24 protein-coding genes are annotated in these 23844 nt (G+C 65.6%); 13 read left to right on the top strand and 11 right to left on the bottom strand.

Annotation, left to right across the window (positions count from 1 at the left end; genetic code table 11):
- Nucleotides 1-56: 56 nt before the first annotated feature.
- Nucleotides 57-503, bottom strand: a complete 447-nt coding sequence (locus H0S73_RS04030; protein ID WP_181050948.1) for a hypothetical protein — start codon at nucleotides 501-503, stop codon at nucleotides 57-59.
- A gap of 99 nt (nucleotides 504-602) precedes the next feature.
- Nucleotides 603-1007 (bottom strand): response regulator, encoded by a 405-nt coding sequence (locus tag H0S73_RS04025; RefSeq protein ID WP_181050947.1) that lies wholly within the window; start codon nucleotides 1005-1007, stop codon nucleotides 603-605.
- Nucleotides 1008-1472: 465 nt separating this feature from the next.
- Here H0S73_RS04025 and H0S73_RS04020 point away from each other — a divergent pair, with 465 nt between their 5' ends.
- Complete coding sequence (locus H0S73_RS04020; protein WP_181050946.1) at nucleotides 1473-2024, top strand: sigma-70 family RNA polymerase sigma factor; 552 nt, start codon at nucleotides 1473-1475, stop codon at nucleotides 2022-2024.
- A 58-nt stretch (nucleotides 2025-2082) separates the two neighbouring features.
- Here H0S73_RS04020 and H0S73_RS04015 read toward each other — a convergent pair whose 3' ends face one another.
- Together H0S73_RS04015 and H0S73_RS04010 are read right to left on the bottom strand one after the other, a co-directional pair.
- Nucleotides 2083-2598, bottom strand: a complete 516-nt coding sequence (locus H0S73_RS04015) for an Hsp20/alpha crystallin family protein (RefSeq protein WP_181050945.1) — start codon at nucleotides 2596-2598, stop codon at nucleotides 2083-2085.
- A gap of 78 nt (nucleotides 2599-2676) precedes the next feature.
- On the bottom strand, nucleotides 2677-3159 hold the full coding sequence (locus tag H0S73_RS04010) for an Hsp20 family protein (RefSeq protein ID WP_181050944.1): 483 nt from the start codon (nucleotides 3157-3159) through the stop codon (nucleotides 2677-2679).
- A 222-nt stretch (nucleotides 3160-3381) separates the two neighbouring features.
- Here H0S73_RS04010 and H0S73_RS04005 point away from each other — a divergent pair, with 222 nt between their 5' ends.
- Nucleotides 3382-3546, top strand: a complete 165-nt coding sequence (locus tag H0S73_RS04005) for a hypothetical protein (protein WP_181050943.1) — start codon at nucleotides 3382-3384, stop codon at nucleotides 3544-3546.
- A gap of 103 nt (nucleotides 3547-3649) precedes the next feature.
- Complete coding sequence (locus tag H0S73_RS04000) at nucleotides 3650-5404, top strand: adenylate/guanylate cyclase domain-containing protein (protein ID WP_181050942.1); 1755 nt, start codon at nucleotides 3650-3652, stop codon at nucleotides 5402-5404.
- 9 nt (nucleotides 5405-5413) lie between these two features.
- Here H0S73_RS04000 and H0S73_RS03995 read toward each other — a convergent pair whose 3' ends face one another.
- Entirely contained in the window at nucleotides 5414-6169 is a 756-nt protein-coding gene (locus tag H0S73_RS03995) for a HugZ family pyridoxamine 5'-phosphate oxidase (RefSeq protein WP_181050941.1), read from the bottom strand.
- 271 nt (nucleotides 6170-6440) lie between these two features.
- Between H0S73_RS03995 and H0S73_RS03990 the strand changes: the two genes are divergently transcribed.
- The 8 genes from H0S73_RS03990 to H0S73_RS03955 all read left to right on the top strand — a co-directional run bounded on the left by H0S73_RS03990 (nucleotide 6441) and on the right by H0S73_RS03955 (nucleotide 13762).
- Entirely contained in the window at nucleotides 6441-7448 is a 1008-nt protein-coding gene (locus H0S73_RS03990; RefSeq protein ID WP_181050940.1) for a substrate-binding domain-containing protein, read from the top strand.
- A 67-nt stretch (nucleotides 7449-7515) separates the two neighbouring features.
- The gene (locus tag H0S73_RS03985) at nucleotides 7516-8799 is read left to right on the top strand and encodes an ABC transporter substrate-binding protein (protein WP_181050939.1); all 1284 of its coding nucleotides are present in this window, start codon (nucleotides 7516-7518) and stop codon (nucleotides 8797-8799) included.
- A gap of 67 nt (nucleotides 8800-8866) precedes the next feature.
- Nucleotides 8867-9718, top strand: a complete 852-nt coding sequence (locus H0S73_RS03980) for a carbohydrate ABC transporter permease (RefSeq protein ID WP_181050938.1) — start codon at nucleotides 8867-8869, stop codon at nucleotides 9716-9718.
- Nucleotides 9715-10575, top strand: coding sequence for a carbohydrate ABC transporter permease (locus H0S73_RS03975; protein ID WP_246388718.1), 861 nt, complete (start codon nucleotides 9715-9717; stop codon nucleotides 10573-10575). The genes H0S73_RS03980 and H0S73_RS03975 overlap by 4 nt, the downstream gene beginning before the upstream one ends.
- 11 nt (nucleotides 10576-10586) lie before the next feature.
- Complete coding sequence (locus tag H0S73_RS03970) at nucleotides 10587-11633, top strand: ABC transporter ATP-binding protein (RefSeq protein ID WP_181050937.1); 1047 nt, start codon at nucleotides 10587-10589, stop codon at nucleotides 11631-11633.
- A gap of 24 nt (nucleotides 11634-11657) precedes the next feature.
- On the top strand, nucleotides 11658-12935 hold the full coding sequence (locus H0S73_RS03965) for an MGH1-like glycoside hydrolase domain-containing protein (protein ID WP_181050936.1): 1278 nt from the start codon (nucleotides 11658-11660) through the stop codon (nucleotides 12933-12935).
- 159 nt (nucleotides 12936-13094) lie between these two features.
- A complete protein-coding gene (locus H0S73_RS03960) occupies nucleotides 13095-13385 on the top strand; it encodes a hypothetical protein (protein WP_181050935.1) in 291 nt (96 codons plus the stop codon).
- A gap of 83 nt (nucleotides 13386-13468) precedes the next feature.
- On the top strand, nucleotides 13469-13762 hold the full coding sequence (locus H0S73_RS03955) for a hypothetical protein (protein WP_181050934.1): 294 nt from the start codon (nucleotides 13469-13471) through the stop codon (nucleotides 13760-13762).
- Between the two features lie 86 nt (nucleotides 13763-13848).
- Here H0S73_RS03955 and H0S73_RS03950 read toward each other — a convergent pair whose 3' ends face one another.
- From H0S73_RS03950 to H0S73_RS03940, 3 genes are all read right to left on the bottom strand, one after another.
- Nucleotides 13849-14271, bottom strand: a complete 423-nt coding sequence (locus H0S73_RS03950; RefSeq protein WP_181050933.1) for a helix-turn-helix domain-containing protein — start codon at nucleotides 14269-14271, stop codon at nucleotides 13849-13851.
- Between the two features lie 141 nt (nucleotides 14272-14412).
- Nucleotides 14413-16581, bottom strand: coding sequence for a mechanosensitive ion channel domain-containing protein (locus H0S73_RS03945; protein WP_181050932.1), 2169 nt, complete (start codon nucleotides 16579-16581; stop codon nucleotides 14413-14415).
- A 117-nt stretch (nucleotides 16582-16698) separates the two neighbouring features.
- Complete coding sequence (locus H0S73_RS03940) at nucleotides 16699-17886, bottom strand: AraC family transcriptional regulator (RefSeq protein WP_246388717.1); 1188 nt, start codon at nucleotides 17884-17886, stop codon at nucleotides 16699-16701.
- 277 nt (nucleotides 17887-18163) lie between these two features.
- Between H0S73_RS03940 and H0S73_RS03935 the strand changes: the two genes are divergently transcribed.
- The gene (locus H0S73_RS03935; RefSeq protein WP_181050931.1) at nucleotides 18164-19180 is read left to right on the top strand and encodes an LLM class flavin-dependent oxidoreductase; all 1017 of its coding nucleotides are present in this window, start codon (nucleotides 18164-18166) and stop codon (nucleotides 19178-19180) included.
- Between the two features lie 30 nt (nucleotides 19181-19210).
- Here H0S73_RS03935 and H0S73_RS03930 read toward each other — a convergent pair whose 3' ends face one another.
- Nucleotides 19211-19627 (bottom strand): MerR family transcriptional regulator, encoded by a 417-nt coding sequence (locus tag H0S73_RS03930; protein ID WP_181050930.1) that lies wholly within the window; start codon nucleotides 19625-19627, stop codon nucleotides 19211-19213.
- A 74-nt stretch (nucleotides 19628-19701) separates the two neighbouring features.
- On the opposite strand from H0S73_RS03930, the gene H0S73_RS03925 reads away from it, so the two are divergent.
- A complete protein-coding gene (locus H0S73_RS03925; RefSeq protein WP_181050929.1) occupies nucleotides 19702-22005 on the top strand; it encodes a heavy metal translocating P-type ATPase in 2304 nt (767 codons plus the stop codon).
- 15 nt (nucleotides 22006-22020) lie between these two features.
- On the opposite strand, the gene H0S73_RS03920 is transcribed toward H0S73_RS03925, so the two are convergent.
- Both H0S73_RS03920 and H0S73_RS03915 read right to left on the bottom strand, forming a co-directional pair.
- Nucleotides 22021-22992 (bottom strand): cytochrome c oxidase assembly protein, encoded by a 972-nt coding sequence (locus tag H0S73_RS03920; RefSeq protein WP_181050928.1) that lies wholly within the window; start codon nucleotides 22990-22992, stop codon nucleotides 22021-22023.
- A gap of 85 nt (nucleotides 22993-23077) precedes the next feature.
- The gene (locus H0S73_RS03915; RefSeq protein ID WP_181050927.1) at nucleotides 23078-23737 is read right to left on the bottom strand and encodes a transglutaminase-like cysteine peptidase; all 660 of its coding nucleotides are present in this window, start codon (nucleotides 23735-23737) and stop codon (nucleotides 23078-23080) included.
- Nucleotides 23738-23844: the final 107 nt, after the last annotated feature.

Genomic DNA, 23844 nt, shown 5'->3' with positions numbered 1-23844 from the left:
GAAGAGAAAAGCCCCGCGTCGGGCGGGGCTTTCGCAGCGGTGACTTTACGGAAGCCTCAATAGCAGGTCCGGATCCGGCGCACGACCACCCGACCGTAGGGACCGACAACGCGGCGACGTTCGACGACGCATCTCGCAGGGGCATAATAGCCCGGCGCGTAATAGGGGTTGGCTGCCGCGCTCGCGGCGGCGCCCAGGGCGAGACCGCCGATGACCCCGGCCGCAACGGCGCCGCCGTAATTGGGACGCCGGTAATAGCCATAGGGATAGCCGTAGCCGTAATACCGGCGGGGTCCATAGCCGTAATAGCCGCGTGCCCCGTAGTAGCGGCCGCCGCCATAATAGCGCGGGGCATAGTAGCGTTGGCGCAATCCGTGGGGAGCATAGCCGTCTCCGTGGTAGCGTCCCCACCGGGGCTGGGCTTCGGCCGGAGCAGGCTCGACGGCGACCGCGCCGGCAAGGACAAGCCCCGCAGCCGCCAAGGTTTTGAACGAAACGCCCATGGCGTCCTCCAAAAATCGGAACTTTTGGGACAACGGATGGCCAAGGCGGGATGTTCCGCTTTTTGTCCGATGCCGGGCTTGCCCGAAGCCGGAATATTCCTATTCGTGAGGCGAAGGCGGGGTCGGACGCGCCCCGTGTCCATCCTGAGCGGTATTCGTTAGTTCATCGAGGACGCTCAAAAGGGTTTCCCGGCTGACCGGCTTTTCCAGCCAGGGAACGCCCCGCAGCTCCGGCGGGCAATCGTCTTTCCGGGGAAGGCCGGAATAGACCGTGAAGGGGACGCCCCGGCTCTTCAGGGCACGGGCGATTTCCAGGGACGTTCCGTCCTTGATCATGATGTCGAGGATGGCAACGTCCGGTGCGTCGCTTTCGAGCCATTGCAGCGCTTGGTCATTGCTCATGAAGACTCCGGCCACCGCGAAGCCGGCATCCTCGAGGAACGCCTCCAGGGATATGCCGAGCAACGCCTGGTCCTCCACGATCATGCAGCGGGTTTGTGCCATCATATCCATCATGCTCGGTGGCTCGATCGGCCACGCTCGGGGTTGGAGCGTCAGACGTGACAAGGAAGCCAAGTTCGGAATTCCAACCCGGTGCACCAGCCGAGCGAGCAAACATCCAGAATGGATGAACTATCGACCTGGAATGCTTCCATCGGTCCAAGACCGTTAGCGGAAACAGCCGCTCGTTTCATTGACGAATGTAAATCACACACCACAAAAGCGGGTCCATACCCTCACGATCTGTTCATCGACGTCCCTGCTTAGCGATGAAAGATCGCGTCAGGCTTCGCATAAGTTAATGCAGCCCGTGGCCAATTGGGGTCTGTTGGCGGGTCCTGGCGCATCTTGCGGAGAAATGGACCCGGCTTTCCGCACCATGTGTCCTTCAAAGAGTGGAACATCGGATGGATCCCGCAAAAGGGTCCGCTTCGGAATCCTGTGCTCCCGACGAAGGAGTTGTGCAGTTTGTCAGTCGAACACTCCTTGAAACAGCAGATGCTCAATGCCGTCCCGCATCTGCGGGCCTTTGCCATTTCCCTTTCCGGGAGCGTCGACAGGGCGGACGACCTGGTTCAGAGCACATTGCTCAAGGGCCTGAGCAATCTCGACAAATTCCAGCCCGGCACCAGCATGCAGGCATGGCTCTTCACCATCCTGCGCAACGATTTTCTGACCCAAACCCGCCGGAGGAAGCGCGAGGTCGAGGATCCGGAAGGCTCCTGGGCCGAGAAGGTGGCGGTGATGCCCGATCAGGGCGCACGGCTCGACTTCACCGACATGCTCAAGGCCTTGAGTAAGCTCCCGGTCGACCAGCGCGAGGCCCTTCTGCTCGTCGGCGCGGAGGGCTTGTCCTATGAGGATGCGGCGCGAATCTGCGGCACCAATATCGGAACCATCAAGAGCCGGATCAACCGCGCCCGCAATCGCCTGTCGGAAATCCTGAAACTCGATGCAAAGGACGACCTCGGCCCCGACAATCTGGTCAAGGCGGCCCTGTTCATGCACGCCTCGCCGTGAACGCCGCATGCGTGGACCGGCAGGCGCCCAGACAGGCCGGGTGCCTGCCGGTCAGGAATTAGTGCTTGGTCTCCTCCGTGGAGCGGTTGATCGCAATGCGCCGCGCCTGCGGACGGCTCTCAGGTGATTTCGGCAGCGTCACGGTGAGAACGCCGTTCCTGAACGTCGCCTCGATCTTGTCCTCGTCAACGTCCCAGGCCATCGGGATGCGGCGTTCGAAGCGGCCGTAATAACGCTCGCTGAAGGCGCGCTCCTTGTCGTCGATCTCGGACTTGCGCTCGCCGCGGATGGTCAGGACGCCATCCTGCATCAGCACCTCGACGTCCTTGTCTTCGAGGCCCGGCAGTTCCGCCGAGACCCGCACCTCCTTGTCGGTCTCCACGACCTCCACCTGCGGCCAGCCGACAGGCCGGTTCGTGCCGCCGAGCGGCGCCATGTCGAAACCGCGCATGACATCGTCGAAGAGCCGGTTCATCTCGCGATGGAGCGCCGTGAAAGGATCGCTCTCCTCGCGGTAGCGGCCCGGAGCCATCTGCTGGTTGCGAGCCCAGGGAATAAGATCACGCATATTCATGGTATCTTCCTCCTTCACTCAATGCCGATGGTTGCGGCGCCGGCACCGGCCGGCGCCCTTCGTCGTTCCGGCCAAGCCCTATGCGGCCTTGCCGTGCTCGATCTGCTGCGGATACCGTCCCAGCGGCGTCGTTCCGGTGCCGGTCGCGATCTCGATCCGGCGCGGCTTGAGCGCTTCGGGAACCTCGCGCTTGAGGCCGACGGTCAGGAGGCCGTTCTCCAGGCTCGCGCCCGTGACCTTCACGTGATCGGCGAGGTTGAACGTCTGTTTGAACGCGCGGGTGGCGATGCCGCGGTGCAGATATTGCTTGCCCTCCTCGGAACCCTTCTTCTGGCCCGACACGAGAAGCTGGCTTTCTTTCTGCGTGAGTTCGATCTCATCGGGAGAGAAGCCCGCAATGGCCATCGTGATGACGTACTGGTCTTCGCCCAGCTTCTCGATGTTGTAGGGCGGCCAATTGGTCATGGGCTCGATCTGAGCGGACTGATCGAGCATGTCGAACAGCCGGTCGAACCCGACCGTCGAGCGGTACAGAGGGGAAAAGTCGAAAGCTGATCTCATCACCATATCCTCCATTGAGCAACATGGACGTGAGAGCGCCGGACACCCGCCGGCGCCCGCCATGCCAAGCCTCTGAAAGGCCTCGGCGATATTGATGGTAGGAAGCGGATTTCAGGGTTTCAAGGGGTGCAAAGAACCCGCGCAACATGAATTTCAAACAGGCTGGCCATCGCCTCGGCCACGCATTAGCATCCGCATGCTTCGACCAAGGAAAGACAGATCATGCTCCGCATCCTCTCCCTTGCCGTCCTGACAGCCTTCGCCGTTCCGTCCCACGCAACGGATGTCTCCCACGACAATAGGATCGTCGCCCAGCAGCAACAGGCGCCGCAGCAGACCCCGAAGCGGGATTGCGAGAGAAAGCGCGACGAAGGCGTGAGCTCCTGAGCCTTAAGGCACGGATACCGGTTCGCCTCAGCGTATCTCGGCCGACTGGACGGCTTTCCCAAACGGCCGCAGAATGAAGCCGGGACGATGCCCTGAGGATGGAATGAATCCGCAGAAGCAAAGGGTCGAGCGCCGGCTGGCGGCCATCCTGGCGGCCGATGTCGCAGGTTATTCGCGTCTCATGGAGGCCGACGAGGTCGGAACCCTCCAAATCCTGACGGCCCATCGCGCAATCATGGACGGGCTCATCGCCGACAATGGCGGGCGCATCGCCAATACGGCCGGCGACAGCGTCTTGGCCGAGTTTCCGAGCGCGGTCGATGCCGTCCAGTGCGCCGTCGAGATCCAGGAGCGGCTCGGCCAGGAGCCCGGTAGCCAGAGCCTGCGGTTCCGCATCGGCGTGCATGTGGGCGATGTCATGGTGCGGGACGGCGATCTCCTCGGCGACGGGGTCAATGTGGCGGCACGACTGCAGGAATTGGCGCAACCGGGGGCGATCTGCGCATCGGAGACGGCCTATCACTATGTGCGCAAGCTCCTGCCATTGGCTTTCAGCGATCTCGGGCCGCAACGGGTGAAGAACATGGTGGAGCCGGTCAGGACCTATGCCTTGAAGGCTGGTCCCGTTGCTCCGATGGGTTTGGAATCTCCCAAACCCCTGCCTCTTCCCGACAGGCCTTCGATCGCCGTGCTCCCCTTCACCAATCTGAGCGAAGACCCGCAGCAGGAATACTTTGCCGACGGCCTGGTGGAGGACATCATCACGGGTCTCAGCCGGGTGAGGTCCTTCTTCGTGATCGCCCGGAACTCCTCCTTCACCTACAAGGGCCGCGCCGTCGACGTCCGGCAGGTCTCTCGCGAACTCGGCGTGCAATACGTTCTGGAGGGCAGCATCCGGAAGGCGGGATCGCGGGTCCGCATCGCCGGTCAGCTCATCGACGGCATGACCGGGCACCATGTCTGGGCCGAACGGTTCGACGGGGACCTGAGCGATATCTTCGAACTGCAGGACCGGGTCACGGAAAGCGTCGTCGGGGCGGTCGAGCCCAGCATCCGGCTCGAGGAGATCCGGCAGGCTCACAACAAGCCGACCACCTCCGTCACGGCCTACGACCTGTACCTGCGCGCCCTGCCCTGCTTCTACAAGATGACCCGCGAGGGCTTTGCCGATGTCCGCAGGCTCACGAACGAGGCCCTGAGCATCGATCCCGGCTTCACGCTGGCGAAAGCGCTCGGCGCCTATATCCGCAGCATCTCGGTGAGCCAGTGCTGGCATGAGCCCGACGATATCCGCGTCGCGACCCGCATGGCGCGCGAGGTGATGGCGGAGGCGCGCGATGACCCGACGAGCCTGCGGTTCGCCGCCCAGGTCCTTGCCTACAGCGCGAAGGATTACGAGGCCGCCCTGAATGCCATCGAACGCTCTCTGTCGCTCAATCCGAACTCGGCCCAGAGCTATACGAGCGGCGGGTGGGTCAACACCCATGCGGGCCGGCCTCTCGTGGCGATCGACCATTTCCACAAAGCCATGCGCCTGAGCCCCCTGGACCCGGAGAAAGGCATCGCCCTGTCAGGTATCGGGATGTGCTACCTCATGCTCGAACAGTTCGAGGACGCATTGACCTGGGGAGAAACGGCCCTGCGGGAGATGCCGGGCTACGGTTCGTCCTACAGGGTCGTCATCGGGGCCTTCGTCGGGCTTGGGCGCCTGGACGAGGCGAGGATGGCGGCGGAGCGCCTGATGGAAGCCTTCCCGACCTATACGCTGACCCTGCAGCGACAGATCAATCCCTGGCGCGACCAGACCTTCGCCCAGCGTTATCTCGACGCGCTCCAGGTCGCAGGCGTCCCGGAGTGACCGTAATGATCATGCAGCCCTGCTCCGGGCCTCGTTCGCAAGCCGGATGAGCATGGGACGCACCTCGTGCGGTCCCGTCAGGGGCTTCGGGAAGGACAGGCGCAGGATGTCGTCGCCCAGGGCCAGCTGGATGCCTTCGGGGTCGATCCCGATGAGATGCCAGACGCCCTCTCGGCCCCCGCAAAGCTGGGTGGCATAGAGCGCGACCGCGTCAGAATGCTCGGCATTCATGTGGTCGATGGCGCCGGCTTCGAAGTCGTAGAAATCGAAGAACTCGGACATGTCGGCGAGCAGGTCCCCGGCCGTCATGCGATAGGCCCGGCCGAATCCGCCGTTGAGGCTGCCGGACGAGACCTTGAGGCGCCAGAAGCTGAAATCCGGGAAATCCACATAGAGCTCGGCCTTGGGATGCTGCAGCAGGTATCGGCGGCGGATCTTCTTCGCATCGTCCGTCTCCCGGTCGAGGCGCTCCGCCGTCGCCTGCAGGGTCAGGCGCGGATGCGCCAGCGGATCGCCCTTGCCGATGGAGGACAGGAGCAGGGAGCAGCGTGGATCGGCCTCCATCAGCCTCGTATGCACTGAAAGCTGCGAGGTGAGGATGAGGGGTGAGCCGTCGAGATCCGTTCCGACCTGAACGAGGCTCGCGAAGGGCATTCCGCTCTCCGCATCGTTGGTGGCGAGCGCACCGGATCGGGCCGTGCGCATCAGTCTCTTGGCCAGAGAGCGAGCGTCATGGTCGACGGGCAGGGTCGGGTCTTTCGCCATCTCGCGTCCTCCGGGTCTCGAGGCCGGGATTATACATGCCGGGGCATGGGACCCATAGCGGAGCTCATTTTACCGGATGCAGAAGTTTTGATCCGTCCGTTTTGCCGCTGATATCTGGACTCTCCGGTCGGGGATTGCCTTCCCTTACGGCAAGAAATGTACGCTGGCGGCTTGGCTCCCATAAGACCTTAGACTAAGGGCCGAGATCGGGATATTGACTTCCCAAAACGTTTTGGAGATTGAATTGAAGACGTAAGGAGAGCATTCCTCCGTGTCGAACCTGAAGCTTCTCGCGCAATCGCTCGGTCTGTCGATCACCACGGTATCGCGGGCCCTCGACGGCTATTCCGACGTGGCTCCGGCCACGCGCGAGCGCGTTCTGGCGGCAGCCCAGGCCATGAACTACCGTCCCAACCCGGCAGCCCGCAGCCTGCGGCGACGCAAGGCCGAAGCGGTAGCCGTGACCCTGCCGACGGAGCCGGGCCGGTTCGGCCCTCCCATCTTCCTGAACATGCTGGCCGCCTGCGGGCAGCGATTGGCCGAGGAAGGCCTCGACTTGATGCTGCTGCCCATCGCCGGACGCGGGGGCGAGATGGATACCTATCGGCGGCTCCTGGACGGGCGCCGAGCCGATGCGGTGATCGTGGTGCGCACAAGGCTCGAGGACGAGCGCGTTGCCTTCCTGAAGGAACGCGGCATCCCCTTCGTGACCCATGGCAGGACTGCGAGATCGGACGAGCACGCCTTCATCGACGGCGACGGCGAGGCCGGTTTCAGGGAAGCGGCCCAAAAGCTCGCATCCATGGGCCATCGACGCATCGCCCATATCGCGGCGCCGCAGGACCTCACCTTCGCGCATTTGCGCCGCAAGGGCTGGCTTGCGGCGCTCGACGAGATCGGCTCCCCGGAAGCGCTCGAATACACGGCGCAGCCGACGGAGGAAGGCGGCTACGAGGCCGCGCAATGGCTGCTCGGGCAGAGCGCGCCTCCCACGGCCCTGCTGTGCGCGACCGACAGCATGGCGATCGGCGCCCTGAGCGCGCTCAAGGAGCACGGCTTCACCGCCGGGCGCGATATCGCGGTGATCGGCCACGACAATCTGCCCTCCGCGGCTTTCACCGATCCGCCCCTGTCGAGCATGGAAATCGCCGCTCCCGATGTGGGCCGACAATTGGCCGAGATGCTCATCGCACGGCTCGGCGGACGCGACGCCCGCGAGTTGCAAACCGTTCTGCCGGTTCGGCAGGTTCCGAGGGCCACCCACGGACCGGCCAACTGAGTTTGACGCCCTCGATCTTCCGGCCCCGGGTCGAGCGGCACCAAGAAGGGACCGATGGAGGAAGGAAATGAAGCATCCGGTATCGCTTCGCGCCATCGCCGCCGCGGCAGCCCTGTTCGGTGGGCTCACGGTCGCTCAGGCGCAGGAAACGATTTTTTACTCGACGCAGCTTCGTCCCATCGAGGAAGCGACGAAGGTCCGCGAGGTTCTGCTGAAAGGCATCGCCGGCAAGACCACCTACGTGGTCGATGAGCCGCCCGCCTTTGCCGTCCGCATGAAAGCGGAGACGCAGGCCGGCAAGCGCACGGCGAGCGTCGTCGGTGCGCTGCACGGCGAATTGCAGCCGCACGTTCCGGCCGATCTCCAGTCCGTCGACGATGTCGCGGCGAAGCTGACCGATCGCGGCATTCCCGCAAGCCTGATGGATCTCGGCAAGCTCGGCACGGGCCAGCAGCAATACATCCCGTGGATGCAGGCCACCTACGTGATGGTCGCCAACAAGCAGGCGCTGCAATACCTGCCGGCCGGCGCGGACGTGAACACCCTCACCTATGCGCAGCTCCAGCAATGGGGCAAGAACATCGTCGACAAGACCGGCCAGCGCCGCCTCGGCTTCCCGGCCGGTCCGACGGGCCTCCTGCCGCGGTTCTTCCAGGGTTATTTCTACCCGTCCTTCACCGGCGGCGTGGTTACGACCTTCAAGTCGCCCGATGCGGAAGCCGGATGGAACGCGCTGAAGGACCTGTGGGCGGTGTCGAATCCCAATTCGACCAACTACAACTTCATGCAGGAGCCGCTGCTCTCGGGCGAGGTGTGGATCGCGTGGGATCACATCGCTCGCGTGAAGGAAGCGCTCACCCTGCAGCCCGACCAGTTCGTCGCCTTCCCGGCGCCGGCCGGCCCGAAGGGACGCGGCTACATGCCGGTGATCGCCGGTCTCGCCATCCCGAAGGATGCGCCGAACCGCGCGGGCGCCGTGGCGGTGATCGAGCACCTGACCAAGCCCGAGACGCAGCTGGCGACGGCCGCCGAAGTCGGCTTCTTCCCGGTCGTGAAGGCGGAGCTGCCGGCGAACCTCGCGCCCGGCATCAAGGCGCTCGCCGGCGCGGTGGCCGCGACGCAGAACGCCAAGGACGCGCTCGTGTCGCTCCTGCCCGTGGGCCTCGGCGCCAAGGGCGGCGAGTTCAACAAGGTCTACATGGACTCGTTCCAGCGCATCGTGCTGCGCAACGAACCGGTCAAGGACGTGCTCGAGGCGCAGGCGAAGGTTCTCGATACGCTCATGAAGGAAACCGGCGCCCCCTGCTGGGCTCCGGACAAGCCGAGCCAAGGCGCCTGCTCGGTCCAATAACACTGACATGTAAAGCCCGGCGGATTCCGTTTCCGCCGGGCCCTCCCCTCGCGAGTGGAGCGGCTTCATGCCTGCGCGCACATCCTGGATTCCCTATGCGCTGATCGCGCCATCGGTCGTCTTTCTCGGAGCTCTCTTTCTCGTGCCGCTCGTGCAGACGATCTGGCTGTCGTTTTCCGCCGGCGAAGGCTTCTCGCTCGAAAACTACCAGCGCATGGCCGGCGACCTGAATTTCGCGCTCGCCATCAAGAACACGTTCCTGCTCACCCTCGTGGTCGTGCCGCTCCAGGTCGTTCTGGCGCTCGGCATGGCCACCATGGTGACGAAGCTCGACAAAGGCCGCGACCTGGTCCTGTGGGTGCTCACCATTCCGCTCGGAATCTCGGACCTCGCAGCCGGCCTCGCCTGGCTCGCCCTGCTCCAGAACACGGGCTACCTGAACTCCGCGCTCTACGCTCTCGGCCTCATCCAGGGACCGACCGGTTGGCTCTCGCAGGAAACGCCCGTTGCCCTGTTCTTCGCCATCGTGCTCGCGGAGCTCTGGCGCGCCACCGCCATCGTGCTGGTGATCCTGATCGCGGGACTGCAGCTGATCCCGAAGGAATTTGCGGAAGCGGCCGAAATCTTCGGCGCCAAGCCCTGGACGCGCTTCACCCGGATTACCCTGCCGCTTCTGAAGCCCAGCCTGCAATCGGCCCTGATCCTGCGCACGGTCCTCGCCTTCGAGGTCTTCGCCGTCGTCTATGCGCTCGGCGGCCGCAACTTCCCGGTTCTCGCAGGCGAAGCCTATGTCTGGCAGAACGACAACCAGAATTACGGCGTCGCCGCCGCCTATGCGGTGCTCATCATGGCGATCTCTCTCGCCGCAACGGCTCTTTACCTGCGCGTGCTGAGGACGCGTCCGGAGCAGCTCCCATGACGACCAGCGCTTCAGAACTCGAACCCGCTGCACCGAGCCGCGGCATGGCCCTTCCCTCGGCACGGCGCCTGCTTCTCTGGACAGGCCTCGCCGTGCTGATCGCCTGGGTGCTGGTGCCGATCTATCTCGTGGCGCTTGGTGCCTTCGGCGGCAGGCTCGGCGTGTTCCGCTGGCCGAAATCGATCTGGCCGTCGGACCTGTCCTTCGCGGCCATGAGCCAGTTTCTCGCCATCGAGGGCGTGTTCAATGCCCTCGTCAACTCGCTCATCGCCGCCGGGCTGACCGTGGTGTTCTCCATCGCGCTCGGCGCTCCCGCCGGCTATGCGCTGGCGCGCTATACCTTCCGCGGGCAGAACGCATACCGGCTGCTCGTCCTCCTCACCCGCGCCTTCCCGCTCGCCATCCTGGCGCTGCCGCTCACCGTGTCGTTCATCCGCCTCGGTCTCTACGATACGCCCTTCGGCGTCTCGCTCATTCACACCGTGCTGGCCCTGCCCTTCGCGGCCCTCGTCACGCAGAGCCTGTTCATGGGCATTCCGCGCGAATACGAGGAGGCCGCCTGGGTGTTCGGCTGCACGCGATTCCAGGCCTTCATGAAGGTGGTTCTGCCACTCGCCCTGCCCGGCCTGGCCGCCACCGCGATCTTCGCCTTCGTGATCTCCTGGAACGAGGTGTTCGCCGCCTCGATCCTCACCGTGCGCGAGCGCACGCTCACCGCCTATCTGCTCCGCATCCTGGCCGAGAGCCCGCTGCATTACCGCTTCGCCGGCGGCTTCATTCTCATCATCCCCTCCGTGCTCTTCATCTTCGCCGTGAGACGATACCTCTTCGCGGTGTGGGGCATCGCCAGCAAGTAACGGATCACCTCATGGCTGACATCGTCATCGATCGCGTCGTCAAGGAGTTCGGCTCCTTCCGTGCCCTGCAGGAAGTCTCGCTCACCGTGAACGACGGCGAGTTCGTGGCCCTGCTGGGCCCCTCCGGCTGTGGGAAGACCACGCTTTTGCGCATCATTGCCGGCCTCGAGACGCAAAGCGCCGGCCGCGTCGTCATCGGAGGGCAGGATGTAAGCACCCTCGCGCCACGCAAGCGCGGGCTGGCGATGGTGTTCCAGAACTATGCCGTCTTCCCGCACATGACCGTGTTCGAGAACGTCGCCTTCGGGCTGCGGATGCAGAAGACCCCGCAGGCGGAGGTGAAACGCAAGGTCGAACGCGCGGCGGCCCTGCTCCACATCGAGAGCTATCTCGACCGATATCCGGCGAAACTCTCGGGAGGTCAGCGCCAGCGCGTGGCGGTGGCACGCGCGCTCGCCGTCGAACCGGCCGTGCTGCTCATGGACGAACCGCTTTCCAATCTCGACGCGCTCCTGCGGCTGGAAATGCGCACGGAGCTGAAGGCGGTTCTGCGCGAAGCCGGAACCACGACGATCTACGTGACGCATGACCAGACCGAGGCCATGGGCCTCGCCGACCGCATCGCCGTCATGTATGGCGGCAAGATCGAGCAGATCGGCGCGCCGCTCGAAATCTACGCCACGCCCGCCACCCGCTTCGTCGGCGGCTTCATCGGCTCCCCGCCCATGAACTTCATCAAGGTTCAATGCAGCCACGGCATCGCGCGGATCGGCGATGCAACTCTCCCCTGCCCGACAGGGCAGAACCTGGAACTCGGGTTGCGCGGCGAAGATGCGAGTCTTGGACCCAACGGCTCGGGCATTCCCTTCGACGTGCGCGTGGTGGAGCCCATGGGCTCGCACCTGCTTCTTACGGGCGCCATCGACGGCCAGCTCGCCCGCATCGTCGCGCCGCCGACGGCGAAGGTGAATGCCGGCGAGCGCGTGGGACTGACCGTGGATCCCGCGCGGATGACCTGGATCGACGGCACCACCGGACGCGCCCTCGCCCGGGCCTGAACTTTCGAATTGAAGGATTTTGAGATGACCATGCTTCCGAAGGAAGACGCCGCGCGCGCCATTCTCGCGCGCAACGATCGCGGCGGTTACACGGTGCCAACCGACCGGCTCTACCCGTTCCAGTGGAACTGGGATTCCGCCTTCGTGGCGATGGGCTTCGCGGTGTTCGACGTGGACCGCGCCTATCGCGAGCTGGAGCGGCTGATCGAAGGCCAATGGGACGACGGCATGATCCCGCACATCGTGTTCCACGCCCCGAGCGACACCTATTTTCCCGGCCCGGACGTATGGGGCACGCGGCATCGTGTTCCGACCTCGGGCATCACCCAGCCGGCGGTCTTCGGCATGGCGCTTCGCCACGTTCACGAGGCGGCTCTCGCAGCCGGCACGGCGGGCGCGACGGAGCGGACGAAGGTTCTGTTCAAGGCGGCCCTGCGCTCGCATCGCTGGTGGCTGAATGCGCGCGATCCTGAAGGGCTCGGCCTTGTGTCGATCCTTCACCCCTGGGAGAGCGGAAGCGACAACTCGCCGGCCTGGGACGAGGCGCTCGCCCGCGTGCCGACCACCACCACGACCGCGATCCGCCGCAAGGATACGGGCCATGTGGATGCGTCCATGCGTCCGCGCGACGAGGATTACCAGCGCTTCATCCATCTCGTCGACACCTACCGGGATTGCGGCTGGGACCCGACGCGGCAATGGGAGGCGGCCCCCTTCAAGATAGCCGACGTGCAGATGACGGCCATACTGGCGCGTGCGACCGCCGACCTCATGCGCTTGGCCGAAACATTGGGAACCGACGAGGAGAAGGACGAGCTCTCGCGCATGCACGAGAGGCTGCGCGCGGGTCTTGCCGACCGCTGGCGCCCCGACCTCTCCCGCTTCGTCAATCTCGACCTGATCTCGCGACGGGACATCGAAACGCCCACCCAGGCGGGCTTCATTCCTCTCGTGGCGTTGACGCTCGACGATGCTCAGCGGACAGCCATCGTGGCGGAGGTCGAGCGCTGGCTTTCCGGCATGTTCGTCGGCGTTCCCTCGACGCCGTCCTTCTCGCCTACCTTCGAACCGAAGCGCTATTGGCGCGGCCCGGTCTGGGCGGTGATCAACTGGCTCATCTGCGATGGCTTGCGCCTGAACGGGTCGGAGGCTCTTGCGCGCCGAATCGAGCAAACCGTCGTCCAGGCCATCGAGAGCGCCGGGTTCTGCGAGTATTTCGATCCGACGACAGGCGAAGGCTTGGGCGGCGATACCTTCTCCTGGACCGCCGCGGCCTACATGGTGCTCGGCAGACGGATCTGACCAGACATCTCCCGCAGCATGAAAGAACAAGCATCGGACCCGATAGGGGAATCCCTTAGGGGGTCCGATGCTGTGGCCGAAACTGTCAAGGGGCTGTCCCGTTCCATCAAGCGGCGGCATCCGGCTGCGCTATCCTGCTCCGAAAAGTGCAGGGAAGCGATGAAGTCCGTCCTCGTGTCTCTTATCATGACCGGCTTCGCGACCGGCGCGATGGCCCAGACGGGAGCCACGACCTTGACCATGACCTGTGCCGCGGCCAGGGGGATCGTCGCCTCGCGGGGTGCGGTCGTTCTCCGCACTGGACCAACGACCTACGACCGCTATGTCAGAGATTCGAGTTTCTGCGCACTCCAGGAAACGGTCCAGCCGGCCTGGGTGAGAACGGCCGATGCGGTCCAGTGCCCCATCGGAGGAGTTTGCCGTTCCATCGAGATCGACAACGGCCGGTAGAGCATGGATGCAGCGGGACTTCCTGGTCGGGAACGGTCCAGAGTCAATCCGCCATGCAACCGCAACGAGGCAGGAGGCCGCCCATGAAGCGAGCCGTAATCGTGTTGATGTCATCCGCCTTTCTGACGGGCGCGCAGGCCCAGACGCGCCCGTCGACGCTGGCCATGCCCTGCGGCGCAAACCAGCAAATGGTGTTTGCCCGAGGGGCCATCGTCCTGGGAACCGGCGGACAAACCTATGACAGGTTCGTGCGCGACGGATCCTTCTGCGCGATCGGCGAGTATGCCCAGCAGGCTTACGTCCCAAGCCGCGACACACCGGCCTGCTTCGTCGGCTATCGCTGCAAGGAAGGCCCGAGGGATTGGTGGGACGACTGAGAATCGCCCTCGCCCGAGAGACGCATTTCTTTAAAGCATCGAACTTGAACACGAGCTCACGTCCGATGCTTTAGGGATCCGCATGTTCATTCGGCCGTCTTGAGGCGCTGGATGCGGGGCTTCACGGAGGCTCGGGCACGGGAATGACGGGCGCGCCAGGCTGACGGCGTCTGCCCGGACCAGCGCCGGAAAGCGCGGGTGAAAGCGCTCAGTTCCGAGTATCTCAGGACTGCGGCGATCTGGTTTACCGCCATTTCGGTATTCTCCAGCAGCTCGCATGCGATCTCGAAGCGCACCTCATTGGCCACTTGGCGGAAGGCAAGGCCCTCCGTGCGCAGGTGACGGCTCATGGTGCGACGATGCATCGAGAACAGGCGGGCGACGGCCGCCGCGGAGCAAGTGTCCCGGAGCAGCTCGGTTCGAAGCACCCGCCGCAGATCGTCGGTCAGGGGGCCGGAGCCATGGCCCGGCGGCATCTCGTCTGTCCTGCGGGTGGATGACATCTCCATGGTCCCCTCCGCCTATCCGGCGGTCGTGCCGCCAAGCAGAGGCATCATGGCCGCTCCGGCATCCGCCTGCTTGACCGCTTGTGACTTCCTCTTGACACTTGGGACCATGCGCAGGCTGCCTTCCGGGGCCGCACGATTGCACTAACCGCCCTCTTCCGGCTTGCCCTTGACGAGCGTGAGCATCTGCCGGGCGGCCGCCGGCTCGACATCCCCGCGGCCCGCCACTTGGACGGTCGGGAATGCGAACTCGATCCCATTCTCGTCGAAGGCCTTCTTCAGCATCCCGTAGGCCTTGCGCCGGATCACGAACTGCTCGCCCGGACGGGTCATCATCTTCATGCGCAGCTGGATGGCGAAGTCGCCGAACTGTTCCACGCCCTGCATTTTCAGAGGCTCGATGATGTTGGGAGCGCATTCCGGATCCGCAGCAAGCTCCTTGCCCACTTGCTTGATGATCTTCTTCGCCTTGTCGAGGTCGGTATCGTAGGTGACGCTGATGGTCATCTTGTCGATGACCCAGTCGCGGCTCATGTTCTCCACCGCTCCGAGCTGGCCGTAAGGGACCGTGAAGATGGGGCCGCGATGATGCCGAAGCTTGACGGAGCGGAAACCCAGCTTCTCCACGGTGCCCTTGTAGGAGCCGCTCTGGATGTACTCGCCGACCCGGAAGGCGTCGTCGAGCAGGTAGAAGATGCCGCTGATGATGTCCTTCACGAGGGTCTGCGACCCGAACCCCACGGCCACGCCGAAGATGCCCGCGCCTGCGATGAGCGGGCCTATCTCCACCCCCAGGGACGAGAGCGCCATGAGCACGGCGACGGTGGCCAGAACGATGAACGCGGCCATGCGGAGCATCGGCAGCAGCGTCCGGACCCGCGCCTGGCGCAAGGCCTCCTCGCTGCCGGGAGACGCCCCGTTCTGCAGGCGCGCCAGCTTGCGGTCGATCTGCGTCTTTACGACCTGCCACAGGAGGTCGGCCACCAGCAGGATCACGATGCTGCTGAGCACGCCCCGGACGAGACGGGTGACGACGGTGTCGCGGCTCGTCATTTCGCCCAGGTCGGTCCCCCAGACCCATGCGAGGAACAGGGCCGCCCCGACGATCAGAAGGGCCCGTATGCCCCGGTCGAGAAAGACGGCCCAGAGCTCGTGGCTGTAGGCGGTCTCCGAAGCTTCCAGGGGCCGCAGCAGATGGCGGGCGGAGTCTCTGGTGACCTTCACCGCCTGGGCCAGCACGACGGCTACCACCAGCAGCCAGAACAGCCCCATCAGGCCCGCGACCCACAAGCCCCACAGCAGGACGAGATAGAGCGACAGCAGCCACGTCCCGATCGTGTGATGCCGCGGCGGACGCTCCGATGCATCCGGCGCGACCGCGATAGGAGACGGCCATCGCCAGACGGCCTCGACCGCCAGGACCAGAAGGCCGATTCCCAAAGCATAGGCGACCACCCTGCGGCCGTCTGGCGAGAACCCGAGAGTGGTCACGGTTTCCACAGTGGCCCAACCGAATGCGAACCACCCGATGAACAGCACGATGCGGCGGTGCCAGAACCGGGCCGCCTCGTCGGTCATGGGAACGACCCGGAGGACCTCGGGATCGTGAGGACCCACCGCCCGGGGTGAGAGGAGCACCCGGCTCACCAGCAGGGCAACCCGCAACAGGAGCGCGGCGAGAAGGTAGGCGAGCACGATTCGCCTGAGCAGGGGCGGCCAGTCGAAGACAAGGAACGCGCCGATGCTCCCCAGGCCGAAGATCGCCACATGGGCCAGGCCGAATCCCAGGCGCCAGCCGACCGACCGCAGCCGGTCGTTGGGCGTCCGCACGGGATGGGAGACGATCCGCTCGCCTGCGGCTGCCGTGATCCTTCGGAAAATCCATTCGGCTCCGGCTCCGAGACCCAGGAAGCCGAGCACGAGGAGAACGACATCGACGAAGGACCGGCTCTGGAGTTCCCGCGACAGCAGATCGGCCGCCTGCCGGGTCTCTTGCGGCAAACGGGGCACTTCCGCCGCCAGGGAGGCAAGATGCGCCCGCAGCGCCTCGACACGCCTCGCCATCAATTCGGAGTTCATGTCCTGCGGTTGCTGCGTCTCCGCCGCCGGGGACGGCACCGGCCGTGCCTGCCGGTCGATCCAGGCCCGCGTCGCGGGATCCTCCAGCAGCCGCAGAAGCTCCTGAACCTGCGGCGGCGCGGGTGGAGCCGCATCGGCTTGAGCCCGGGCCGGGCCAAGGCCGGCCTGAACCAGGATCAGGACCATCAGCCCCCACAGAGCGGCAATCAAGGTTCGGGAAAATCTTGCGCTCACGGTCCACTCCGATCAGGGCTGATTACGGACACCGGCAGAAGATCTGTCCAGAGGCGTTCACGACATACCGGCCACTTGGCCCACGATGCCATCTCCAGGTTCAAGAGCCTACAAGGATCATTGTAGGCTTCCGGCCGCTCCGTGCTTGACCCGTGGGGACAATCCGCTGGCGCTTTGGGCTGCCGGGGCGAGGCAGCCGGAGCGGCCGTCGGCCCTCCAGGCCTTGGGCGTCCGGCCCGACCAGCGCCGGAAAGCCCGGGTGAAGGCGCTGGCTTCCGAATAGCCCAGCGCCGCCGCGATCTGCCCCAGCGGCACCTCTGTGTCCTGCAGCAATTGCCGGGCAATCTCGAATCGGATCTCGTTGGCGATCGCCCGATAGCCCATGCCGCTGTCCTTCAGGCGGCGGCTCAGGGTCCGGCGATGCATGGCCAGCGTCTCGGCAATATCCTCGGCCGAACAGCGGGTGCGCGTCAGCCGCGTCCGCAGCAGCCGCCGGATGTCGTCCGAAAACTCGCAGCCCTGAGCGATCTTCATCTGCCGGATCCGCTCCTCCAGAACCTCCCGCACCATCGGATCGGCGCCGTCGATCCGGCGATCCAGATCACGCGCCGGGAAAACGAGGGTAGCGCTCTCCTGGTTGAACCGGACAGGCGCCCGGAAATGGCGCCGGTACGGCTCCTGGTCCGCGGGGGCGGCGCGGGGCAACAGCACCTCGGTCGGGTTCCAGTCCGATCCGCACAGGGTGCGCAGGGCATTGACCGCCACCGCGAGAGATCCGTCCGAGATCTGATCCGCGCTCTCAACCTCGGGCTGGTAAATCGAGAAGGTGAGCAGGGCCATGCCGTCGCTGATCGTGAACGAGGGCACGGCACCCCGGTTCTGGATGCTCAGATTCGACACGAGTGCCCGCACGGCATCTTTTACGGTTTCGGAATGCTGCATCAGGCGGCCAATCAACCCCAAAGACAGGATCGTGGCGTGCCGGCCGGCCAGCAACCCGAAATGCGGACAATGCGTGCGGGCGACGCTCAAGGTGAGGAGCCGTCCCAGAGCCGCATGGGGAATGATGTTGGCTCCGTCGTCGAAAAGACTCGGATCAAGGCCCGCCTCACGGATGATCGGAGCGGGATCGATGCCGAATTCGCGCAGGGTCGGCGCGATTTCCTTGACGACGCCCAGATGAATGTAGCCGGGTGGAAGCGTGCGACCCAATCCCGCCGGAACCATGGACGAGAGCGATATGGGCCGTTCCTGACCATTGCTCTTACTCTTGAGCGCAGGCCCGATGTCGTTTGTCATCGTCATGGCCTTCTCGCAGAGTTCTGATACGTGACTCAGGACCTTACGCTCGGTCCATTCGAACACCGACGCCTTGACCAATATCAATTTAACATAGGTTACTTGGCAATTGCGGCTCAATCGCGGACATGGCCTCTGCTATTCCGGCCGATGCTCCACCTTGAAGAGTGCCCCTGCGTCAATATTGATCCGTCAAGGCAAGTCTCATAGGAGAGCCTGGACACGAACGGCCATCTGCCTTCGCGTGTCGAACCGGCTCACGGTATTTGCATAGGACCGCCTCATGAAGAAGATCGGCTTTCTCTCGTTCGGGCACTGGTCACCCTCGCCGCAATCGCAGACGCGCTCGGCCCGTGATGTCCTCCTCCAATCCATCGACCTCGCCGTCGCGGCCGAGGAGCTGGGCGCGGACGGAGCCTATTTCCGCGTCCATCATTTCGCGCGCCAGCTCGCCTCGCCCTTCCCGCTGCTGGCGGCGGTCGGCGCGAGAACGAGCCGGATCGAGATCGGCACCGCCGTCATCGACATGCGCTACGAGAATCCGCTCTACATGGCCGAGGATGCGGGCGCGGCCGACCTAATCGGCGGCGGGCGTCTCCAGCTCGGCATCAGCCGCGGCTCGCCCGAACAGGTGATCGATGGTTGGCGCTACTTCGGCTATACGCCCGACGAAGGCCAAAGCGACGCCGACATGGCCCGCCATCATACGGAAGTGCTTCTGAACGTCCTCAAGGGCGAGGGCTTCGCCGAGCCGAACCCGCGCCCGATGTTTCCCAACCCACCCGGCCTGCTGCGCCTCGAGCCGCATTCGGAAGGCTTGCGCGAGCGCATCTGGTGGGGATCCGCCTCCAACGCAACGGCCATCTGGGCCGCCCAGCGGGGCATGAACCTCCAGAGCTCGACCCTGAAGGAGGACGAGACGGGCGAACCCTTCCACGTCCAGCAGGCCAAGCAGATCCGCCTCTACCGGGAAGCGTGGAAGGAGGCGGGGCATGCCCGCGAGCCTCGCGTCTCGGTCTCACGGTCGATCTTCGCGCTCGTGAACGACCGCGACCGGGCCTATTTCGGGCACGGCAAGGACGGCGACCAGATCGGCTTCATCGACAACATGCGGGCGATCTTCGGCCGCTCCTATGCGGCGGAACCGGATAGGCTCATCGAGGAACTCAAGGCGGACGAGGCGATCGCCGAGGCCGATACGCTGCTTCTGACCGTGCCGAACCAGCTCGGCGTCGACTACAATGCCCATGTCATCGAGGCCATCCTGAAGCACGTCGCCCCGGCCCTGGGCTGGCGGTGAGGATCGGACCCCGCTTTTGCGTTCGACGCCTCAATGCCGATCGTGTCGGCATTGTCCATGGTCGGCAAGCACCTCGATGATGCGGCACTCGGCGATCTTCCGGTAGTCGCAGGCGACCATGGCCTCGAGCTCGTCGCGCAGGGCGGTGAGCCGGGCGATCTTGTCCTTCACCTCCTCGAGATGGACCTTGGTGATCTCATGCACGTCCCCGCAGGCGCGGTCGGGTGTGCCCGTGAGATCCAGAAGCTGTCGGATGGCCTCGACCTCGAACCCGAGTTCGCGGGCATGGCGGATGAAGTTGAGCCGGCGGACATCGCCCGCGCCATAACGCCGCTGCTGGCCCTCCGTCCGGGCCGGCGCGGCCAGAAGGCCGATCTGCTCGTAATAACGGATGGTCGGGATTTTCACCTGGGCTTGGCGCGACAGCTCTCCGATCGTCAGGGACATACGAGAAACCTCTTGAACCTCTAGTCGCTAGAGGATGTAGGCTCCGGCCGAATCGAAGTGAAGAGGTCTTTGCGATGAATGAGGCACGCAACCTGCCCGGCGGCCATGAGGACAAGTCCGCGAGGGAACAGCGCACCCGCTACCGCGTCTCGGGCATGGACTGCGCCTCCTGCGCGGCCAAGATCGACACGGCTCTGCGACGCAACCCGGGCGTGGAAGACGTCAACGTCTCCGTCCCGGCCGGTACCGTGACCGTCTCCCATGACGACACGGTCGTCCCGGCTGCCCTCGCGAAGCAGATCACGACCTTGGGCTACAAGGTCACCGGGCAGGGTCCCGCAACCGCCAGGGCCTCCGCCCACAAGGCCGATCACGGCCATGGACACGTCCACGGCTCCGGCTGCGACCACGATCATGAGGGCCATGCCCACGATCGCGGGCACAAGCACGATCATGATGATGAAGCTGCCGCCGGCCTGCACGGGCACCTGCACGACCATGGCCCCAGCGACGGTCCCTGGTGGACGAGCCCGCGCGGCCTCCTGACCATCGCCTGCGGTCTGGCGCTGGTCTCCGCCTACGTCATCGGCCGGCTCCTGCCGCAGACCGGTCATTGGGCCTTCGTCCTCGCCATGGCGGTCGGCCTCGTGCCGATTGCCCGGCGGGCTGTCGTGGCGGCCCGCTTCGGCACCCCGTTCTCCATCGAGATGCTCATGACCATCGCGGCCGTCGGCGCGGTGATCATCGGGGCCACCGAGGAGGCCGCCATGGTGGTGTTCCTGTTCCTGGTCGGCGAATTGCTCGAAGGCGTCGCCGCGGGCCGTGCCCGGGCCAGCATCCGGAACCTGACCAAGCTGGTGCCCAAGACGGCCCTGATCGAACGCGGCGGCCGGACCGAGGAAGTCCCGGCCGAGACCCTGACGGTCGGCTCCGTCATCCTCGTCCGCCCCGGCGACCGGGTTCCCGCCGATGGCGAGATCGTGTCGGGCGAGAGCGCCGTCGACGAGGCGCCGGTGACCGGCGAAAGCGTGCCCAAGCGCAAGGGCGAAGGCGAGACCGTCTTCGCCGGCACCATCAACGGCGACGGCGCCCTGCGCGTGCGCGTCACGGCCGCCGCCCAGGACAACACCATCGCGCGCATCGTGCGCCTCGTGGAGGAGGCGCAGGAAAGCAAAGCCCCGACCGAGCGCTTCATCGACCGCTTCTCGCGCTACTACACGCCGGCTGTCCTCGTCATCGGCGCGCTCGTCGCCGTCGTGCCGCCCCTGCTCTTCGGCGCTCCCTGGGGCGAATGGGTCTACAAGGGCCTGGCGATCCTGCTGATCGGCTGCCCCTGCGCCCTCGTGATCTCGACGCCCGCGGCCATCGCGGCAGGCCTCGCGGCCGGCGCCCGCCGCGGCCTGCTCATGAAGGGCGGGGCCGTGCTGGAGACGCTGGGCACCATCACCGTAGCGGCTCTGGACAAGACCGGCACCCTGACCGAGGGCAAGCCCAAGGTCACGGACGTGATCCCCGTCGGACGCTCGGAGCGGGAGGTCCTGTCCCTGGCGGCCGCCCTGGAAACGGGATCGAGCCACCCGCTCGCCACGGCGATCCTGGCCAAGGCCGCGGAGGCCGGCGTTCCGGTGCCGCCGGCGACCGGTGCCGGGGCGGCTGGAGGCAAGGGAGTGACCGGCAGCGTCGGCGGCGTGTCGCTCTTCCTCGGCTCGCCCAAGGCCGTGGCCGAGAAGGTGGCGCTCACGTCGGAGCAGACGACGCTGATCACCGGGCTGAACGACGAGGGCAAATCCGTCTCGGTGCTGCTCGCGGGCGAGCAGGTCGCAGGGGTCATCGCCATGCGCGACGAGCCGCGCCCGGACGCGAAGGAAGGGCTTGAGGCCCTGAAGCGGGCGGGTGTCGACACGCTCATGGTCACCGGCGACAACCGGCGCACGGCGACCGCCATTGCCACGGGGCTCGGCATCGAGCCCCGGGCCGACCTGCTGCCGCAGGACAAGCAGGCCATCGTCCGGGAGCTGCAGGCCAACGGCCACGTGGTGGCCAAGATCGGCGACGGCATCAACGATGCCCCGGGCCTGGCGGCGGCGGATGTGGGCATCGCCATGGGTGGCGGCACGGACGTGGCGCTGGAGACCGCCGACGCGGCGGTGCTGCACGGGCGCGTGCTCGACATCGCCCGCATGGTGCGCCTGTCGCGGGACACGATGGCCAACATCCGCCAGAACATCGCCATCGCGCTCGGGCTCAAGGCGGTGTTCCTGGTCACCACCATCCTGGGCATCACCGGCCTGTGGCCGGCCATCCTCGCCGACACGGGCGCGACGGTGCTGGTCACCGCCAACGCCATGCGCCTGCTCGCCGCCGGCGGCCGGACCTGAGGGGGCTTGGCGCGATCACTCGGCTCCGGTCGAAGCCGCCGCTCCCGGGGTTCGGCTGGAGCCGGCGATGAGCCGCCCCATGATCACGAGGGCCGTGGCGAAATACACCCCTCCCATGGGGATCCACATGATCAGCCCGGCGAGCCGCTGGTCGTCGATGGGCAGCAGGCCCCATGCCGCGCTGCGCAACGCCATCAGCGGGTACCAGACCTGCGGAGAGAGGGCGAGGAGCAGGCCGAGAACGGCGGTGTGCAGGAACGTGAAGAAGAGGAGTGCGGCGGCAAGTCCGGAACCGGGCCCCGGCATCCGGTAGGTCTCCAGGATCACGTGCCAGAACAGCAGGCTGACGGCGAGCAGCACCGCGATCATGAGCACATGCAGGCCGGCACCCAGCAGCGCGCCCTGATAGAGCGCCGGGACATGCCAGAACCAGATATTCGCCCCGTAGAGCACGAAGCTGGCGAGGAGATAGGCATAGGGCTGCGACGCCGGCCTGTCCGTCCGCACGGCCTCGGCAATCAGGCGGAGACGGGCCGGTAAAGCCGCGAAAAGGACGCGTCCGGGACGGCTCAGCGCCAGGAGCAGCGGCGCACCGGCGACGAGCAGGACGTGCTGGACCATGTGCGCCCAGGCGAGGGTTGCGGCCATCCGGCAAAGGGGAGAAACCAGCGCGACCACGAGGCATGCGATGCCGGCGCCGAACAGGGCCCGCTGCGCCAGGGGAGGCCGGGCCTCCTTGTGCAGGACGCGCAGCCCGCGACCATAGAGGACCGTGACCAGGACCAGAGGGAGGACGATCACCGGCGAGAGGCTCCAGGAGGCCCAGACCTGCTCCGGCCGTGTCTCGGGAAGCGTCGCAAGGCACAGGGTCAGCAGCCCCAACGGGAGTTGCGGCTCCGCGGCCCACGCGGAAGCGGCCGACAGGAAGAAGGCCCCGGCGCCACAAAGGCCGAAGCGTATCGATGCCTTGACCTCGAATCCGGACATATGCCCCTCCCGAACAAGCTCCGCAGTGACAACTGCGACCGGGCGGCTTTGTTCTCTCGGGAGGCCGTCGTCGGGTCGAGCGGGCTTACTGGTTCGCCGTCATGGTCGGCGACACCTGACCGCCGAGCGAGGCCCAGGCCATGTTCTGGTCACCCTCGCGCTTGATGTAGGTGTAACCGGTCCTGTGCCACGGCAGGACGGCATTGCGCTTGTTGTCGAGGATGAAGTCGCCCCGGTTGGTGCGCACCATCATGACCGCATGCCCCGCGCCCTCCTCGTCGATCACGACGGTCATGCGCAGCGCGCGGCGGGGAAAGCCGGCCTCGACCAGACGCTTGCGCTTGACGAGCTGGTAATCCTCGCAATCGCCATAGCCGTCCTCGGCGAAATCCCAGACGTCCTCGACACCCCAATGATCCATGTCGGTCTTGGGCTTGATGGCCGCATTGACCTGCTGGTTGATGCGAACGATCGTCTGCCATTCCTTGGCGCCCAGCTGAATGGTTGCGGGCTCGGACGAATCGACCGTGCACTCTGCCGGGTACTGCTCGCAGAAGCGGACCCAGCCCATGATCGGCTTGGCCATGCCTACCTGGGCGACGGGCTGCGAGGAACCGGGCAAGATGCTCCCGGTCTGGGCCTGCGCGGCGGCGGCGAATGTCAGGGCGAGGGAAAGGGCGGAGAAACGAAGCGCGCTCTTGGAAAAAGGCCGGACGCTCAGAAGCCCGAAGAGAGGTTGCCGCATTGCCCCCACCGATGTGCCGTTAAGGAATTGTTCATCTTTATTGGCACGGCGCGGATGGCGAATTCAAGGCAAGAGTTAAACAAGGGTTAACAGGCCGCAGGCGGTTT

The organism is Microvirga mediterraneensis (assembly GCF_013520865.1).
GTDB classification, from domain to species: Bacteria; Pseudomonadota; Alphaproteobacteria; order Rhizobiales; family Beijerinckiaceae; genus Microvirga; species Microvirga mediterraneensis.
Note: the sequence above shows the minus strand (reverse complement) of the source record. Positions and strands in the feature narration are given on the sequence as shown.